At 73.1% G+C, this 16,706-nt stretch carries 14 protein-coding genes; all 14 read right to left on the bottom strand.

Annotation, left to right across the window (positions count from 1 at the left end; genetic code table 11):
* Positions 1 to 100: 100 nt before the first annotated feature.
* Positions 101 to 937, bottom strand: coding sequence for an FtsQ-type POTRA domain-containing protein (locus ABZW17_RS09695; RefSeq protein ID WP_354811520.1), 837 nt, complete (start codon positions 935 to 937; stop codon positions 101 to 103).
* Positions 938 to 941: 4 nt separating this feature from the next.
* Complete coding sequence (gene murC, locus ABZW17_RS09700; protein ID WP_354811522.1) at positions 942 to 2,339, bottom strand: UDP-N-acetylmuramate--L-alanine ligase; 1,398 nt, start codon at positions 2,337 to 2,339, stop codon at positions 942 to 944.
* Positions 2,332 to 3,456 carry an undecaprenyldiphospho-muramoylpentapeptide beta-N-acetylglucosaminyltransferase gene (murG, locus tag ABZW17_RS09705; RefSeq protein WP_354811524.1) on the bottom strand — a complete coding sequence of 375 codons (1,125 nt, stop codon included), beginning with the start codon at positions 3,454 to 3,456 and terminating at the stop codon, positions 2,332 to 2,334. Before murG ends, murC begins: the two co-directional genes overlap by 8 nt.
* On the bottom strand, positions 3,453 to 4,955 hold the full coding sequence (ftsW, locus tag ABZW17_RS09710; protein WP_354811526.1) for a putative lipid II flippase FtsW: 1,503 nt from the start codon (positions 4,953 to 4,955) through the stop codon (positions 3,453 to 3,455). Before ftsW ends, murG begins: the two co-directional genes overlap by 4 nt.
* Positions 4,942 to 6,348: a UDP-N-acetylmuramoyl-L-alanine--D-glutamate ligase gene (murD, locus tag ABZW17_RS09715; protein WP_354811528.1), complete on the bottom strand. Its 1,407-nt coding sequence runs from the start codon at positions 6,346 to 6,348 to the stop codon at positions 4,942 to 4,944. The genes ftsW and murD overlap by 14 nt, the downstream gene beginning before the upstream one ends.
* Positions 6,349 to 6,350: 2 nt before the next feature.
* The gene (mraY, locus tag ABZW17_RS09720; RefSeq protein ID WP_354811530.1) at positions 6,351 to 7,433 is read right to left on the bottom strand and encodes a phospho-N-acetylmuramoyl-pentapeptide-transferase; all 1,083 of its coding nucleotides are present in this window, start codon (positions 7,431 to 7,433) and stop codon (positions 6,351 to 6,353) included.
* Positions 7,430 to 8,932 (bottom strand): UDP-N-acetylmuramoyl-tripeptide--D-alanyl-D-alanine ligase, encoded by a 1,503-nt coding sequence (gene murF, locus ABZW17_RS09725; protein ID WP_354811532.1) that lies wholly within the window; start codon positions 8,930 to 8,932, stop codon positions 7,430 to 7,432. Before murF ends, mraY begins: the two co-directional genes overlap by 4 nt.
* Positions 8,929 to 10,473, bottom strand: coding sequence for a UDP-N-acetylmuramoyl-L-alanyl-D-glutamate--2,6-diaminopimelate ligase (locus tag ABZW17_RS09730; protein WP_354812032.1), 1,545 nt, complete (start codon positions 10,471 to 10,473; stop codon positions 8,929 to 8,931). The genes murF and ABZW17_RS09730 overlap by 4 nt, the downstream gene beginning before the upstream one ends.
* 258 nt (positions 10,474 to 10,731) lie before the next feature.
* Positions 10,732 to 12,657: a penicillin-binding protein 2 gene (locus ABZW17_RS09735; RefSeq protein WP_354811534.1), complete on the bottom strand. Its 1,926-nt coding sequence runs from the start codon at positions 12,655 to 12,657 to the stop codon at positions 10,732 to 10,734.
* Positions 12,657 to 13,376 (bottom strand): hypothetical protein, encoded by a 720-nt coding sequence (locus ABZW17_RS09740; protein WP_354811536.1) that lies wholly within the window; start codon positions 13,374 to 13,376, stop codon positions 12,657 to 12,659. The genes ABZW17_RS09735 and ABZW17_RS09740 overlap by 1 nt, the downstream gene beginning before the upstream one ends.
* A complete protein-coding gene (gene rsmH / locus ABZW17_RS09745; RefSeq protein ID WP_354811538.1) occupies positions 13,373 to 14,326 on the bottom strand; it encodes a 16S rRNA (cytosine(1402)-N(4))-methyltransferase RsmH in 954 nt (317 codons plus the stop codon). Before rsmH ends, ABZW17_RS09740 begins: the two co-directional genes overlap by 4 nt.
* A 212-nt stretch (positions 14,327 to 14,538) precedes the next feature.
* Positions 14,539 to 14,970 (bottom strand): division/cell wall cluster transcriptional repressor MraZ, encoded by a 432-nt coding sequence (gene mraZ, locus ABZW17_RS09750; RefSeq protein ID WP_354812033.1) that lies wholly within the window; start codon positions 14,968 to 14,970, stop codon positions 14,539 to 14,541.
* Between the two features lie 445 nt (positions 14,971 to 15,415).
* The gene (locus tag ABZW17_RS09755) at positions 15,416 to 16,147 is read right to left on the bottom strand and encodes an ESX secretion-associated protein EspG (RefSeq protein ID WP_354811540.1); all 732 of its coding nucleotides are present in this window, start codon (positions 16,145 to 16,147) and stop codon (positions 15,416 to 15,418) included.
* Positions 16,144 to 16,701 carry a PPE domain-containing protein gene (locus tag ABZW17_RS09760; protein WP_354811542.1) on the bottom strand — a complete coding sequence of 186 codons (558 nt, stop codon included), beginning with the start codon at positions 16,699 to 16,701 and terminating at the stop codon, positions 16,144 to 16,146. Before ABZW17_RS09760 ends, ABZW17_RS09755 begins: the two co-directional genes overlap by 4 nt.
* Positions 16,702 to 16,706 lie beyond the last annotated feature (5 nt).

The following is a 16,706-nucleotide window of genomic DNA, read 5'->3' on the forward strand; positions in this document are numbered from 1 at the left end:
GGCGGGGGGGGGGGCGCGCGCGCCGGGGCGGGGGCCGCGCGCCCCCCCCCCACCGCCCGCCGCCCCCGCCCTGCCGGGGACGCCGTGCCGACCCTCCGGGTCAGGAAGTGATGGTCGGCAGCTCGGGTGCGGCGACGTCGTAGACCTTGCCGTCCTGGGTCAGCAGGGCGGCCAGGACCTTCGCCTTGCGGTCCGTCTGCTCCGCTGTTCCCCAGCGCACGATCTTCCCGCTGGCCAGCGTGAACTCCACGCTCGCCGGGGTCTTCGCCGTCGCCGTCGTGACCTGCTTCAGGAGCTGCTCCGGGATCACGCCGAGCACCGCCGTCACCGCGCGGGTCACCGGGTCGTCCGCCGAGACCTTCGGCAGCTTGAGCTCCGGCAGGCCCGGTGGCCGCGCCGCGACCGTCTTGAACACCACGCCGCCGCCGTCGACCAGGTGGACGCCGTCGCCGCCCGGGCCGCTGTCGAAGAACGCGATCGCCGTGCGCTCGGTCACCGTGATCTCGACCGTGTTCGGCCACGAGCGCGACACCTCGACCGTCGCGATGCCCGGCATCGCCGCCACCCGGTCGCGGATCTCGTCGGTGCTCAGCCGCAGCAACGGCTTGTCCGCCGGCACTGCCGCCACCGTGCGGATCTGGTCGGCGGGCACCGTGCGCGAGCCGCTGACCGCGACGTCCTGCACCCCCAGCATCGAGCTGAAGAACAGCAGGTACACCGCGGCCACGACGGTCAGCACGCTCAGCAGCGCGACCCACCGGCGGCGGATCTCCACCTGCCGGTTGGGCCGGGTGCGCGGGCTCGGCTTCGCCCGCGCGACGCGGGTCCGGCGGCGCTCCTCCTCGGAGCGCCGCCCCCGGCGTTGCCGGGCCAGGGACGCGCGATCCTCTTCCGCGGAGGAGGCGGACGGCGGACGGCGTTCCCTGGTCGGACTCATGGCCTCAGCGCTTGTCCAGCTCGGCGAGGATCTCCGGGCCCAGCTGCGTGACGTCACCCGCGCCCATGGTCACGACGAGGTCGCCGGCCTTGGCCAGCCCGGCCGCCAGCGGCGCCGCGACGTCGAACGCCGGCTCGTAGTGCACCGGCGCGGTCACCCGGTCCGCGATCAGCGCACCGGTGACACCCGGCTCCGGCTCCTCGCGCGCGCCGTAGACGTCCAGCACGACGACCTCGTCAGCCAGCGACAACGCGGCCGCGAACTCCGTCGAGAACGTCTTGGTCCGCGAGTACAGGTGCGGCTGGAACACCACGATCACCCGGCCGGACCCGGCCGCCGTGCGCACCGCGCGCAGCTGCGCGGCCACCTCGGTCGGGTGGTGGGCGTAGTCGTCGTAGACGCGGACGTCGCCGGCCCGGCCCTTGAACTCGAACCGCCGCCGCACCCCGCCGAACGCCGCCAGCCCGGCCACCAGGCCCTCGACCGGCGCGCCCAGCTCGACCCCGGCCAGCAGGGCCGCGACCGCGTTGAGCGCCATATGCTCGCCCGGCACCGCGACCCGCACGTCGACCGGCTCGCCCCGCAGCGAGATCCGCACGATCCCGCCGTCGGGCAGCGGCTCGTAGGACGTGATCGCGACGTCGTCGACGCCGCCGACCTCGCGGCCGTACCGCTGCACCCGGACCCCGCGCTTCTCGGCCTCGTCGCCCAGCGCAGCGGCGCCTTCGTCGTCGGCGCAGACGATCAGCAGCCCGCCCGGCTCGATCCGGCCGACGAAGTCGCTGAACACCTTCGTGTAGGCCTCGGCCGTGCCGTGGTGGTCCAGGTGGTCCGGCTCGACGTTCGTCACGACGGCGACCGACGGCGAATAGGTCAGGAACGAGCCGTCGCTCTCGTCGGCCTCGGCGACGAAGACGCCGCCCTCGCCGTGGTGGGCGTTGGCGCCGGACTCGTTGAGGTCGCCGCCGATGGCGAACGACGGGTCGAGCCGGCAGTGCTGCAGCGCCACGGTCAGCATCGACGTCGTCGACGTCTTGCCGTGCGTGCCCGCGATGCAGGCGACGCGGTGGCCTTCCATCAGCCCGGCCAGCGCCTGGGCCCGGTGCAGCACCGGGACGCCGGCCGCGCGCGCGGCGGCCAGCTCGGGGTTGGTCTCCTTGATCGCCGTCGAGACGACCACCGCGGACGGCGGCTGCGGAAGAGCGGAGATGTTCGCAGCGCTCTGGCCGACGAACAGCTCGGCGCCCTGGGCCCGCAGCGACAGCAGCGCCCGCGACTCCTTGGCGTCCGAACCCGACACGAAAGCCCCGCGGGCCAGCAGGATCCGGGCGATCCCGGACATCCCGGCCCCGCCGATCCCGATCAGGTGCGCCCGGCGCAGTTCTTCAGGCAGTTCAGGCACCCGCGGCCTCCAAAACGATCCGGGCGAGGGTTTCGTCGGCCTCGCGGTGGCCCATGCCGACCGCCGCCGCACCCATCTTCGCGACGCGGTCGGCGTCGGTGACCAGCGGGACGACCAGCTCGGCGACCTTGGCCGGGCTCAGGTCGGCGTCGTCGATCATCAGCGCCGCCCCGGCGTCGACGGCGGGGCGGCCGTTGGTCGCCTGCTCGCCGTTGCCGATCGGCAGCGGGACGAACACCGCGGGCAGCCCGACCGACGTCACCTCGGCGACGGTCATCGCGCCCGAACGGCAGATCGCCACGTCGGCCGCGGCGTAGGCCAGGTCCATCCGCTCCAGGTACGGCACCGGCACGTACGCCGGCTTGCCCGGGAACTCCTGCACGACCAGCGTGTTCTTCGGCCCGTGCGCGTGCAGGACGCCGACACCGGCGTCCGCGAGGTCCTTGGCCGCACCCGACACGGCGGCGTTGATCGACTGCGCGCCCTGCGAACCGCCGAAGACCAGCAGCGTCGGCGCGTCCGGGTCCAGGCCGAAGTGCGCGCGCGCCTCGGCCCGCAGCCCGGCCCGGTCCAGGGTCGTGATCGACCGCCGCAGCGGGATCCCGACGACCTCGGCCTTCGGCAGCGTCGTCCCCGGAACCGCGACGGCCACCCGGCGGGCGAACCGCGCACCGACCTTGTTCGCCAGGCCGGCCGACTTGTTGGCCTCGTGCACGACGATCGGCACGCGCCCGCGCGCGGCCAGGTAGGCCGGCAGCGCGACATACCCGCCGAAGCCGACGACGACGTCCGCGCCGACGCGCTCCAGCACCTCGCGGGTCTTGCGGACCGAGTCGCGGACCTTCAGCGGCAGCTTGACCAGCTCCGGCGTCGGCTTGCGCGGCAGCGGCACCGGCGGGATCAGCTCCAGGGGGTAGCCGCGGGCCGGGACGAGCTTGTTCTCCAGGCCGCGCTCGGTGCCGAGCGCGACGACCTTCGCGTCCGGTCGCAGCCGCATGACGGCGTCGGCCAGGGCGAGGGCGGGTTCGATGTGTCCTGCGGTGCCACCTCCGGCGACCACCACCACCGGCGCCTTGCCCGCGGCTGATCGCTCGGTTCCCTTGACGGGCTTACTCACCTATGACCTCTCCGGTTCGCGGTACTCCGGGTACCACGGCTCGCTGTTGTCCGCGCGGCCCCGCCGCGAGACGTGGCCGTGCTCGTCCGTGCCGCGCTGCGGCGCACCGGTTCGCGGACCGACCTGCGTCGTTCCTGTGCCGGGGCGGGCCGGGCCGCACGGGGCGCCGGCCTGGCCGCCTTCGCCCCGGGCCGTCCCGCCCCCTTGCGTGTGGCGGGCGGGCGGTACGGGTCGGGCGCGGGCAGCCGCAGCAGGCGTCCGAATTTACCCGGCCCCTGCGTGCGCAGCGCGGCCACCGCCTCCGGTTCGTGCCGGGCGGCGTTCGCGAGCACGCCCATGATGAGCATGGTGATCACCAGCGAGGTGCCGCCGTAGGAGATCAGCGGCAGCGTGACGCCGGTGACCGGCAGCAGGCCGACGACGTAGCCGATGTTGATGCCGGCCTGGGCGACCAGGAACACCGTCAGGGTGCCGGAGACGATCCGGATCCACGGGTCGATGTTGCGGGTGGCGATCCGCAGGCCGACGACCGCGACCCCGCCGAAGAGGGCGAGCACGACGACGCAGCCGATCAGCCCGAGCTCCTCGCCGATCAGGGCGAAGATGAAGTCGTTCTGCACGTTCGGCAGGTAGCCCCAGTTGGACGTGCCCTGGCCGAGGCCCTTGCCGAGGAACCCGCCGTCGGCCAGCGCGAGCTTGGCCTGGTTGGCCTGGAAGCCCTCGGCGGTCGTGTCGGCGTCCGGCGAAAGGAACGACATGACCCGGTCGAGCCGGTAGGGCGCGATGACGGCGAGCACGAGGATGCCGGCCAGGCCGCCCGCGAGGATCACGCCGAACAGCCGTTTCGGGGCGCCGGCGAACCACAGCAGGGCCAGCAGGACGACGGCGAGGGTGACCGTGCCGCCGAGGTCGGGCTGCAGCATGACCAGGGCGAACATCAGCAGCGCGATCGGCACCACGGGCACCAGCAGGTGCCGCCACTGGTGGATCACGTTGTACTTGATGACCAGGATGTGCGCGCCCCAGAAGGCCAGCGCGACCTTCGCCGCCTCGACCGGCTGGAAGGTGAACTCGCCGATCTTGAACCAGCCCTGCGAGCCGTTGACCGTCGAGCCGAGCGGGGTGAGCACGAGCACCAGCAGGCCGAGGCAGATCACCGTCGCCGTCGCCGACATCCGCCGGATCCGCTCCAGCTTGACCCGCAGGCCCAGCCAGAACACGACCGAGCCGAGCGCGACGAAGACCAGGTGCTTGACGAACAGCGAGTACACGCCGCTGCCGGTCTTCGGGTTGTAGGAGGCGACCGACGACGCCGACAGCACCATGACGATGCCGATCACGGTGAGCACGCCGGTGAGGGCGAGCACCAGGTGGAACGACGCCAGCGGCCGCGAGAGCCACGCGGTCAGCGCGGTCCGGACGGCGACGAAGCCGCTCTCCTTGCGCTCGCGGCGCGGCCGCTTCGGCGGTGCTTCGGGCTTGCTTTCAGCTGTCGTCACTCGGCTCCCCCGCTGCGTCGTCGCGGAGGACGTGCACCGCCGCGGCGAACGCGTCGCCGCGCGCGCCGTAGTTCGGGAACATGTCCAACGACGCCGCGGCGGGTGCCAGCAGCACCACGTCACCGGGCCGGGCCATCGCGCTGGCCGCACTCACCGCCGCAGTCATGGGTTCATCGTCACCCGGACGGAGGCTGTTCACCGGGACATCCGGCGCGTGTCGCGCAACCGCGGCGGCGATCACGGGTGAATCCACGCCGAGGAGCACGACCCCGCGGAGGCGGCAGGCGATGCTGCTCACGAGTTCGTCGACCGAGGCGCCCTTCAGCTGGCCACCGGCGATCCACACGATGCTCTCGTGCGCCCGCAGGGACCCGGCGGCCGCGTGCGGGTTGGTCGCCTTCGAGTCGTTTACGTACCGCACCCCGGCCACCTCGGCGACCTCGGCGGCGCGGTGCGGGGCCGGCTGGTACTCGCGCAGGCCCTTCAGCACGGCCTCCGGCGTGACGCCGTGGGCGCGGGCCAGCGCGGCCGCGGCGAGGGCGTTGGCGACGTTGTGCGGGCCCGCGGGACGCACGTCCGACAGCGTGGCGAGCTCCTCGGCGCTGTTCGCCGGGTCGGCGACGAAGGCGCGGTCGACCAGCAGGTCCTCGACCACGCCGAGTTCGCCGGCGCGCGGGGTGTCGAGCTGGAAGCCGACGTGGCGGGCGCTCTCGGGCGCGTGCTCGTCGGCGATCCGGGTGGACCAGTCGTCGTCGGCGTTGTGCACGGCGACCTTGGCGCGGGTGTACACCCGGCCCTTCGCGGCCGCGTACTCGTCCATCGAGCCGTGCCAGTCGATGTGGTCTTCGGCCAGGTTGAGCACCACGGCCGCGTCCGGGGCCAGCGTCGAGGACCAGTGCAGCTGGAAGCTCGACAGCTCCACCGCCAGCACGTCGTACCCCGCGCGCACCGCGTCGAGCGCCGCGTACCCGATGTTTCCGCAGGCCACGGCGTTGGCCCCGGCCGCCTTGAGGATCGATTCGAGCATGCCGGCGGTGGTCGTCTTGCCGTTGGTGCCGGTCACCACGAGCCAGGCGGGCGGGTGTTCGCGCAGCTGCCCGACGCGCCAGGCCAGCTCGACGTCGCCGATCACCTCGACCCCCGCCTCGGCGGCGGCCACGAGCAGCGGCGACGTCGGCCGCCAGCCGGGGCTGGTGACGACCAGGACGACGTCGGACGGCGGCTCGGTCAGGCCCGGCACCAGCTCGGCGCCCAGGCCCTCGAGCTCGGCCAGGCGCTCGGCGTTACCGTCGGTGACCGTGACGCGCGCACCCAGCTCGACCAGCACCGGCACCACCGACTTGCCGGTGACCCCGGCCCCGGCGACCAGGACGTGACGACCAGCGATGTCCACGATCAGCCGCCGAGGCCCAGCTGCTCGCTGTAGAACAGGCCGAGCCCGAACATGCAGCAGATCGCCGAGAGCAGCCAGAACCGGATGATCACCGTGGTTTCGGCCCAGCCGGCGAGCTCGAAGTGGTGGTGGAACGGCGCCATCCGGAAGAGCCTTCGCCGGGTCGTCCGGAACACCGCGATCTGCGCGACCACCGAGATCATCTCGACCATGAACAGGCCGCCGATGACGATGGCGAGCAGCTCGGTGCGGGTCGTCATCGACAGGCCGGCGACCAGGCCGCCGAGGGCCAGCGAGCCGGTGTCGCCCATGAAGATCTTCGCCGGGGCCGCGTTCCACCAGAGGAACCCGACGCAGGCGCCGGTCGCCGCGGCGGCGACCACGGCCAGGTCCAGCGGGTCGCGGACGTCGTAGCAGGCCGGGGCCGGGCCGTTCGCGCAGGACAGCCGCTCCTGCCAGAACGAGATGACCACGTAGGTGGCCAGCACCATCGCCGCCGCGCCGCCGGCCAGGCCGTCGAGGCCGTCGGTGAAGTTCACCGCGTTCGACCAGCCGGAGATGACGATGTAGCAGAAGATCACGAAGATCACCGACGGGAAGGTGATCAGCGCGAGGTCGCGGACGTAGGAAAGGCTCTCCGACGCCGGCGTGATGCCGTGCTCGTTCGGGAAGTTCAGCACCAGCACCGCGAACGCGATCGTGACCACCAGCTGGCCGACCAGCTTCGCGGTCTTGTTCAGCCCCAGGTTGCGCTGCTTGCGGATCTTGATGAAGTCGTCGAGGAACCCGACGATCCCCAGGCCCACCGCGAGCATCAGGACGAGCAGCCCCGACGCCGTCGGCGCGCCGCTGCGGGAGTTGAACATCCAGTTGATCAGGTGCGCGGCGAAGTACCCGACGACCATCGCGATGATGATCGCGACCCCGCCCATGGTCGGGGTACCGCGCTTGGACTTGTGTCCCTGGGGGCCTTCCTCGCGGATCTCCTGGCCGAAGCCCTGCCGGGAGAAGACCCGGATCAGGTAGGGCGTGAGCAGGATGGAGATCAGCAGGCCCGCCGCGGCCGCGATCAGGATGCTGATCACGCGTCACCACCGTTCGAGCGATTCTCGGAGTTGTCGGTTTCCCGGGGTTCGAGCAGAGCTTCGGCGACCCGCCAGAGGCCGGCGGCCTTGGAGGCCTTGACCAGCACCACGTCCCCGGGGCGCAGCTGATCATGCAGCAGGGCGATCGCGGCCTCGACGTCGGGTACCAGAGCGGACTCCTCGCCCCAGGACCCCTCCTGGTGCGCGCCCTGGTGCATGGCCGCCGCCTCCGGGCCGATCACGACCAGCTTGGCGATGTTGAGCCGGACGACCAGGCGGCCGATCTCGTCGTGGGCGGTGACCGAGTCCGCGCCCAGCTCGCCCATCACGCCGAGCACGGCCCAGGAGCGGCGCCCGGAGTCCCGGGTCATCGCCGCGAGGGCCTTGAGGCCGGCCCGCATCGACTCGGGGTTGGCGTTGAACGAGTCGTTGAGGATCGTCACGCCGTCTTCGCGGGTGACGACCTCCATGCGGCGCGCGGAGCGCCGCTCGACGGCCGAAAGCCGCGCGGCGATCTCGGCCGGCGACGAGCCCAGCTCCAGGGCGATGGCGGCGGCGGCCAGGGCGTTGCTGACGTGGTGCTCGCCGTGCAGCGGCAGCCGCACGTCCGCCTCGCCGGCCGGGGTGACCAGCCGGAAGGCCGCCCGGGCCTGGTCGTCGAGGGTGATTCCGGTCGCCCGGACCTGGGCGGACGCGCTCTCGCCGAAGAACACCACGCGGGCCTTCGTGCGGCTCGCCATGGCCGCGACCAGCGGGTCGTCGAGGTTGAGCACGGCGACGCCGTCCTCGGGCAGGGCCTCGACCAGCTCGCCCTTGGTCTTCGCGATGCCTTCGCGGGAGCCGAACTCGCCGACGTGCGCGCTGCCGACGTTGAGCACCGCGCCGATCCGCGGCGGGGCGATCTCGGCGAGGTGGGCGATGTGGCCGGGCCCGCGCGCGGACAGCTCCAGCACCAGGTGCCGGGTCTCGGCGTCGGCGCGCAACGCCGTCCAGGGGTGGCCGAGCTCGTTGTTGAACGACCCCGGGGGCGCCACCGTCGGGCCGAGCGGCTCCAGCAGCTGCGCGATCAGGTCCTTCGTCGACGTCTTGCCGGACGAGCCGGTGACCCCGACGACGGTCAGGGTGCCTTCGGCCAGGCGCTGCACGACGAACCGGGCGAGCTTGGCCAGCGCGGCCAGCACGGCGGCGCCGGAGCCGTCCTTGTCGCCGGTCAGCGCGACCGACCGCTCGTGGGCCTCGCCCGCGGGCAACGGCGGCACGACGATCGCGGGCGCGTCGACCTCGCGGGCGGCCAGCACGGCCACGGCGCCGGCCTCGACGGCCCGCGCGGCGAAGTCGTGGCCGTCGACCTGCTCCCCCGGCAGCGCGGCGAACAGGCCGCCGGGCGTGAGCTTCCGGGTGTCGAACTCCACAGTGCCGGTCACCTGCGCGCCCGGATCGGCGCGGTGCAGCCGGCCGCCGACGACGTCGGCGATCTCGGCCAGGCTGAGCACGATCACACACTCACCTCGAGTTTGTTGCGGATGGCCGCGGCCAGCTCGTCGCGGTCGGAGAACGGGTGCACGACACCACCGGCCTCCTGGCCGGATTCGTGCCCCTTGCCGGCGAGGAAGACGATGTCGCCCGGCCCGGCGAGCGCGACGGCGTGCGCGATGGCCTCGCGGCGGTCGCCGATTTCGACCACCTCGCCGCCCTCGGCGGGGCCGACCGCGCGGGCGCCGGCCAGCATGGCGGCGCGGATCGCTGCCGGGTCCTCGGAGCGCGGGTTGTCGTCGGTGACGATCAGGACGTCACTGCGGCGGGCCGCCGCCTCGCCCATCATCGGGCGCTTGGCCGTGTCGCGGTCGCCGCCGCAGCCGAGCACGGTGATGATCCGGCCTTCGGTGCGGGCCCGCAGCGCATCCAGGCCCTGGGCGACCGCGGCCGGCTTGTGGGCGTAGTCGACGACGGCGGTGAACTCCTGGCCGACGTGGACGCGCTCCATCCGGCCCGGCACCTGCACCTGCGCGAGCCCGGCGACGATGTGCTCCAGGCTCACCCCGGCGGTGCTCAGGATCGCGGCGGCGAGCACGGCGTTGGCGACGTTGAACTCGCCGGGCAGCGGGATCCGGGCGGGCGCGCTGACACCGCCGGGGCCGTGCAGGGTGAACGTCTGCTCGCCGTGCGGGGTGGCCTGCAGGTCGGTGGCCTGCCACGCGGCCTCGGTGCCCGGGTCCGTGGTCACGGTGATCGTCTGCGGCGTGAGCAGCGCCTGGCCCCACGCGCTGTCGACCACGACGACCTCGTGCGTCGAGCGGCCGTCGAACAGCAGGGACTTCGCGGCGAAGTACTCCTGCATGTCCTTGTGGAAGTCCAGGTGGTCCTGGGAGAGGTTGGTGAACGCACCGACGGAGAACCGGGTGCCGTTGACGCGGCCCAGCGCGAGGGCGTGGCTGGAGACCTCCATCGGCACGTGCGTGACACCGCGTTCGAGCATCACCGCGAGCAGCGCCTGCAGGTCCGGCGCTTCGGGCGTGGTGAAGCCGCTGACCAGGCGTTCGCCGGCGATCCGGGTCTCGACCGTGCCGATCAGGCCGGTGGTCAGGCCGGCCGCCTGCAGCCCGGCGTCGACCAGGTAGGACGTCGTGGTCTTGCCGGAGGTGCCGGTGACGCCGAGGACGGCCAGCTTCAGCGAGGGCTCGCCGTAGATCCAGGCGGCGATCTCGCCGAGGGCCGCGCGCGGGTCGGCGTGCACCAGGATCGGGACGCCGGCGTCGCGCAGGGCGGGGCGCTCGGCGCCCGCGGCGTCGGTGAGCACCGCGACGGCGCCCGCGGCGACGGCCTGGTCGCTGAAGTCGGCGCCGTGGGCGCGGGCCCCCGGGAGGGCGGCGAAGAGGTCACCGGGCAGCACGTGCTGCGCACGCAGCGTGGTGCCGGTGACGGTCAGCTCGGCCGCGTCGGGCGAGCCGGCGATCAGGCGGGCGTCCGCCCTGGCGAGCAGCGTCGCCAGCGGGACCGGGACGATGCGCTCCGGGCGGGGCGGCGCGGGGACCGCTTTCACCGGGCTTTCCGGCACCGGGGAACTGGACGAGGACACGGACACGGCCAAGAGGCTACCGGCGGCCGTTCCGGGCCCCCGCACGCGGTACGGCGATTGCGTGCGGCTGAGGCACATGTGCTAGGCGGTTCCCTGGACCTCGTTGCCCCGCAACACTTTCCCACCCGCCGGCCGATGTGGACGCTCTGCCGCAGCCGGTCGTGAGTGGTAAGGCGGGTTCTAACCCGCCTTACCACTCACGACCCCGCCGCGGCAGAGGGGCTAAGGGGCGATGATGAGCGGGACCTCCGGCGAGGGCCCGTCCGACAACGGAATCTGGTACCGCTGCGTCAGGTACGACGCGATGGTGTGGAACAGCGGCGCGGCGGAGTGCCCCACCGGCAGCGTCGTGTCCGGCGCGTCCAGCCGGATCCCCACCACGAACCGCGGGTGGTCGGCGGGCAGGATGCCGGCGAACGTGATGTTGTACAGGTGGTCGCTGTAGGCCTTCGTCCGCGGGTCGACCTGCTGGCCGGTGCCGGTCTTCCCGGAGATCTGGTAGCCCTCGACCGCCGCGGTGGGCGCGGTGCCCTTCTGGAGGCCCTTCCCGTTCTGGGCGACCGCACGCATCATGTCGCGCACCGTCCTGGCGGTCTGCGGTTCGACCACCTGGACCGTCTTCGGCGCCGGCTCGGCCACGGTCGTGCCGTCCGGGTTGACCTTGGCCTTGACGATCCGGGGTTCGACGCGCAGGCCGTCGTTGGCGATCGCCTGGTACATCCCGGCCATCTGCAGGATGGTCATCGACAGGCCCTGCCCGATCGGCAGGTTGCCGAAGGTGGTCGCCGACCACTGGCTGCGGGCGGGCACCACGCCCGCGCTCTCGCCGGGGAGGCCGACGCCGGTGCGCTGGCCGAGGCCGAAGAGCTTGAGCAGGTTCGCGTAGCGTTCCTCGCCGATCTTCTGCGCCAGCAGCAGGGTGCCGATGTTGGACGACTTGGCGAAGACGCCGGTGGTGGTGAACGTCTGGGTGCCGTGCGTCCAGGCGTCGTGCACCGTCTTGTCGGCCACCTGCAGCGCGCCGGGCACCTCGACCGTCGACTCCGGCGTCGCGACGCCGTACTCGATCGCGCCGGTGGCGGTCACCAGCTTGTTGACCGAGCCGGGTTCGAACGGCGTGGTGACGGCCGGGTTGCTCAGGTCCTCGGGGGTCCAGGAGCTCTGGTCGTTGGGGTCGAACGTGGTGTCGTTGGCCAGCGCGTAGACCTCGCCGGTCTTGGCGTCCAGCACGACGGCCTGGCCGCCCTTGGCGTGGGAGTTGCGGACGTAGTCCGACAGCTGGCGCTGCACCTCGTACTGCAGGTCGGAGTCGATCGTGAGCTCGAGGTCCGACCCCGGGACCGCGGCCTGGATGTCGCGCTCGGTGCCCGGGATGACGACGTTGTCGCTGCCGTTCTTCGTGTTGACCAGCATTCGGCCCGCGGTACCGGCGAGGTCGTTGTCGCGGATGAGCTCGAGGCCGACGAGGCCGTGCAGGTTGTGCTTGGAGACGTCCACGTCGTCGGAGCGCCAGTTCGCGGCGCCGACGATGTTCGCCGCCAGGTTGCCGCCCGGGTACTCGCGCAGGGCGCGCTTCTCGACGCCGATCCACGCGTAGTGCTTGACGATGTCGGCGGCGATCGACGGCTCGACGTTGTTCACCAGGTAGGTGAAGGACGCCTGCTTGTGGAACAGGTCGAGCAGCTGCTGCTCGGTGATCACGTTCGGCAGCTTGCCGGCGATGTACTTGGCGGCCGCGGTGGTTTCGGCGTCGAACGTCTTGGCCGTGCCGGGGTTCTTGGCGGCGAAGTCGTCCATGCTCTTGTGCAGCGCCTTGAGGTTCACCGAAAGCGTGCGCACCTCGACGCTGAACGCCAGCTTGGCGCCGTTGCGGTCCACAATGGACCCGCGCTGGGCCGGGATGTCGATGGTCTGGGTGCGCTGCCGCTCGGCCGCGGCCGACAGCGCCGCGGCGTCGAACCACTGCACCTGCACCAGTTTCACGCCCGCCACGAGCAGCACGGCGACCAGCAGCAGGCGCACGGCGGAGAACCGGCTGCGGTGCCCGCCGTTGCCGCGGCGCGCGGTGGCGCTGCGCGTCCCGGCGGCGTACGTCCGCCGTGCGCTGCCCGCGGCGCGCGCGCGGACCTGGCCGCGGCCCGATGCCATCACTGGCCGGCTCCCGGCTGGGCCGGCGGCTCTTCGGCGGGCACGGCGGGCTGGTCGCCCTCGATCGGCGCGCCCTGCTGGGACTGCGTGCCCGCCGCGGGCGCGGCGGGCGGCGCGGCCGGCACCACCGGCGTGTCCGCCTGGGCCTTCTTGGGCTCGCCGACGAGCGAGGTCCTGCCGTCCGGGCCGACGACGATGCGCGCCGGGTCACCACCGGGCACCATGCCCAGCTGCTGGGCGGCGGGGGCCAGGGAAGCGGGCGACTCGGCCTTCGCGACGTCGCGCTGCAGCTGTTCCTTCTGCTCGGCCAGGTTCGCGTTGGTGGTGCGCAGCTGCTCGAGCCGGTAGGAGTCGGCGATCGCCTGCGTGGTCAGCCACAGCGTGGTCGCCACCCCGGCGGCCAGCAGCGCCATCATCATCAGCACGAACGACGCCCGCGACTTGGGCAGCAGGGTCCGGAGCTTGAGCTTCGGCTGCGGCGCGGCGGCCGCGGCCTTCGGCTCCGGGCGCGGCTCGCGCTCCTTGAGCAGGTCGGCGCGCTGGGCCCGGCGCGCGTAGGCGCGCTCGGCCGCGGACGTGCGACCCCGCGACGCGCGGCGCCCCGGTTCGGGCGCGTTCGGATCCGGCTCGACGGTGGTCGTCGCAGTGCGGGCGGCCTCGGTGCGGCGGCTCCCCGTCGCCGGCGCGGCCCGGCGGCGGGACTTCGCGGGAGCGGTCATCGCGGCTCTCCGATCCTCTCTGCGGCCCGCAGGCGCACCGAAGCGGCCCGCGGGTTGCGTTCGATCTCCTCTTCGCCGGCCTTCTCGGCGCCGCGCGTGAGGAGTTTCAGCTCCGGTCCGTGGCCCGGCAGCTCCACCGGGAGCCCTTCCGGGGTGCGGGACTTCGCGAGCTCGGCCAGCGCCTGCTTGACCAGGCGGTCTTCCAGGGACTGGTAGGACTCGACGACGATCCGGCCGCCGGTCCTGAGGGCCCCCAGGGCGGCGGGCATGGCGCGGCGGAGCACCTCCAGTTCGCCGTTGACCTCGATCCGCAGCGCCTGGAACGTGCGCTTGGCCGGGTGCCCGCCGGTGCGGCGGGTGGCGGCCGGGACGGCGTCGTAGAGCAGCTCGACCAGGCGTCCGCTGTTCGTGAACGGCTCCTTCTCCCGTTCGGCCACGACCGCCTTGACGATCCGCTGCGCGAAGCGTTCTTCGCCGTAGTCCCGCAGGATGCGGACGAGCTCGCCGGGTGCGTAGGTGTTGAGGACGTCGGCGGCGGTGAACCCGGTGGTCGGGTCCATCCGCATGTCCAGCGGCGAGTCCTTGGCGTAGGCGAACCCGCGTTCGGCGCGGTCCAGCTGCATCGACGAGACGCCGAGGTCGAACAGGATGCCGTCGGCCTTGGCGATGCCCAGCCCTTCGAGGGCGTCAGGGAGGCCGTCGTAGACCGTGTGCACGAGGTCGACGCGGTCGCCGTGGCGGGCCAGGCGTTCGCCGGACTTCTCGAGTGCGGCCGGGTCGCGGTCCAGCGCGACGAGGCGCAGCCGCGGGAACGCTTCGAGGAGGGCGTCGGAATGCCCGCCGAGGCCGACCGTGGCGTCCACGAGGACGCCGTCGCGGTCGGCGAACACGGGAGTGAACAGCTCGACTATCCGGTCGAGCAGCACCGGGACGTGCTCGGGTGCCGTCATCGTTCCCTCCCCCTTTCTCGCCTGGTCGGCCGGGGGAAATATGGCGGATGCCGTCAGGTCCCTGTCCGCCCGCTGCGGACCTGGTACCGGGGAAGGTGCACCAGGGCTGTTGAGCGGACAGAGGCCTCACGGCATCCGGGTGGGCTTCCCCTCCTCGCGCGGGCGGCGAACCTCTCGTCCCCCGACGACGAAGGTGCACCGCGACCGCACGTCTAGAAGACGCCCGGCAGTACTTCCTCTCGAGCCTTCGCGTAGCTGTCTTCGTGTTCCTCCAGGTACGCCTGCCACGCTTGGGCGTCCCAGATCTCCAGCCTGGTGATCGCCCCGATCACCACGCACTCCTTGCTGAGCCCCGCGTAGCGGCGGAGCTCGGGCGCGACGGTGATGCGCCCCTGGCCGTCCGGACGTTGCTCGTCCGTGCCGGCGAACAGGTAGCGCTGGTAGGCCCGAACCGCCTCGTTCGTGAACGGGGCCTCGGCGACCTTGCGCGCCATCTGCTCGAATTCGGCGCGTGGGAAGACGAAGAGGCAGTGATCCTGCCCCTTGGTGACCATCAGCCCACCCGCCAAGGCGTCACGGAACTTCGCGGGCAGCGCGAGCCGCCCTTTGTCGTCCAGCTTCGGGGTGTGGGTGCCGAGGAACACGGCCTCCACCTCCCTACCGTCCACGGTGGCGAACCACCCCGGACGGCCACGGGGCTTCCCTTCCGCCCCACTGGGCACCACCGTACCCCACTTTTCACCACAGTCAACGCGACAAACGCGCGGACCACTCCGTCGAGTGTTCCGTTTGCGCAGGTCAGCAGGGTGGGCCCAGGTGGGGGCTGTGGTGGGGGACGGTGGCCAAGATCCCCCGCGCCGGGGGCCGGAGCAACCTCAGCTGTTCCCCATGCGTCCGCATAACGGCCGCGAAAGAACCCTCCACCCCACCAAGTGGGCCCCCGTGGGGACCCGAGTGGGTCCCAGTGGGGAACACGGGTGGGGCCAGGTGGGGAAACCCCCGTGAACAGCCGGGCATCACCCGCCCGGCCGAGATGCCCCTCCAAACACGCGTGATGCCTCTCCAGTCACGCGTGATGCCCGTCCGGGCTCAGTCCTCGGGGGTCAGGAGGGCCGCGACGCGGGCGGCGAGGCGGGTGCTGTCGACCGGGCTGACCGTCACCCACTCCCGCCCACCCCGGCCCGGGGTCTTCGCCGCGCAGTACGCGCCGACGTCGGTGTCGAACCACGTCAGCCCGCCGACCCGCGCCACCCGCCCCGACGGCGACCGGCGGCTGACGCTGAACTGCCCCGCCGCGTACACCGGCCGGGCCTGGATGGCCAGGACCTCCTCGAGCTGCGCCGACGCCGCCCCCGACACCGCGTCCGAGACGCCCGCCAGGGTCGACTCCGGGAGGCTGATGCCGTAGCCCGGGCCGGCCGACAGCTCCGGCAGGACGTCGACGATCGCCGTGCAGAGCTCGGCCTCGCGGATCGAGTCCAGGCCGATCGTCTGCTCCGGCTGGGTCGCCAGCACGCCGCGGCGGCCGCGGACCGCCGTCACCGCGCGGAACGGCGTCGGCGCCGTCATGTCGGCCAGCGCCTCGCACGCGACGAACACGTCCCCCGCCGCCAGCAGCTCAAGGCGCGCGGCCAGCGCCGGCTCCAGGCGTGCTCCTTCGCAGAGGCCCCGCGAAGCCAGGTTTTCGTAGACCGCCGCCCGCACCTCGGCGCGCTCCGCGTCGGTGGCACCGACGCTGCGGACGGTCAGCGGTTCCGGCGGGCGGTCGTGGCCGAGGTCGGTCCAGAGGATGTCGAACGCCGACGCCGAAAGGCGGATCAAGCCCGCCCCAGCGCCGGCGGGGCCGGGAACGCCTCGGCGGGCACGTGCCCGTGCAGCGCGGTGTCCCGCGTCCGCAGGACGTCGATCGCCTTCTGCCGCGCGGCCTCCGCTTCGGCGCGGCGGGCCGCCATCTCCCCGGCCAGCCCGGCCAGGACCAGCACGTTCCCGCTGGACGCCGCGTCGCGGATCATCGACGCCGGGTCGTAGGTCACCGGCGGCGGCATGTCGGCCCGCGCCCGCGCGGCCACGTCGGCCTGCGCCCCGACCGCCTGGCCCACCGAAGCCGACACCGCGGCGGAGTGCGAAAGCCACCGCGCGACCCGGCCGAGCGCCGCGCGCGCCGCGTCCCCCGCCTCGCCCCGCCAGTGCTCCTCCGAGGAGGCGACCAGCGCGGCGACGTCGGCGGTGGACTCCTGCAGCCGTTTCGCGAGCCCGTCCCAGCGCGCCCCCGCCTCGCCCGCGGCGACCGGATCATTGCCGCGCTCGACCTCCGCGGCCATCGCCTCGTGGCTGTAGGCCTCGTACCGCGCGGTGGGCACGGGGGGTTCGGGCACGGCGC

The sequence above is a fragment of the Amycolatopsis sp. NPDC004625 genome (assembly GCF_040609695.1).
Taxonomy (GTDB): domain Bacteria; phylum Actinomycetota; class Actinomycetes; order Mycobacteriales; family Pseudonocardiaceae; genus Amycolatopsis.

Bases quoted from the DNA above. Each gene is read 5' to 3' on its own strand.
- ABZW17_RS09735 (WP_354811534.1), bottom strand. From the start codon at position 12,657: ATGGCATCGGGCCGCGGCCAGGTCCGCGCGCGCGCCGCGGGCAGCGCA.
- ABZW17_RS09740 (WP_354811536.1), bottom strand. From the start codon at position 13,376: ATGACCGCTCCCGCGAAGTCCCGCCGCCGGGCCGCGCCGGCGACGGGG.
- rsmH (WP_354811538.1), bottom strand. From the start codon at position 14,326: ATGACGGCACCCGAGCACGTCCCGGTGCTGCTCGACCGGATAGTCGAG.
- ABZW17_RS09695 (WP_354811520.1), bottom strand. From the start codon at position 937: ATGAGTCCGACCAGGGAACGCCGTCCGCCGTCCGCCTCCTCCGCGGAA.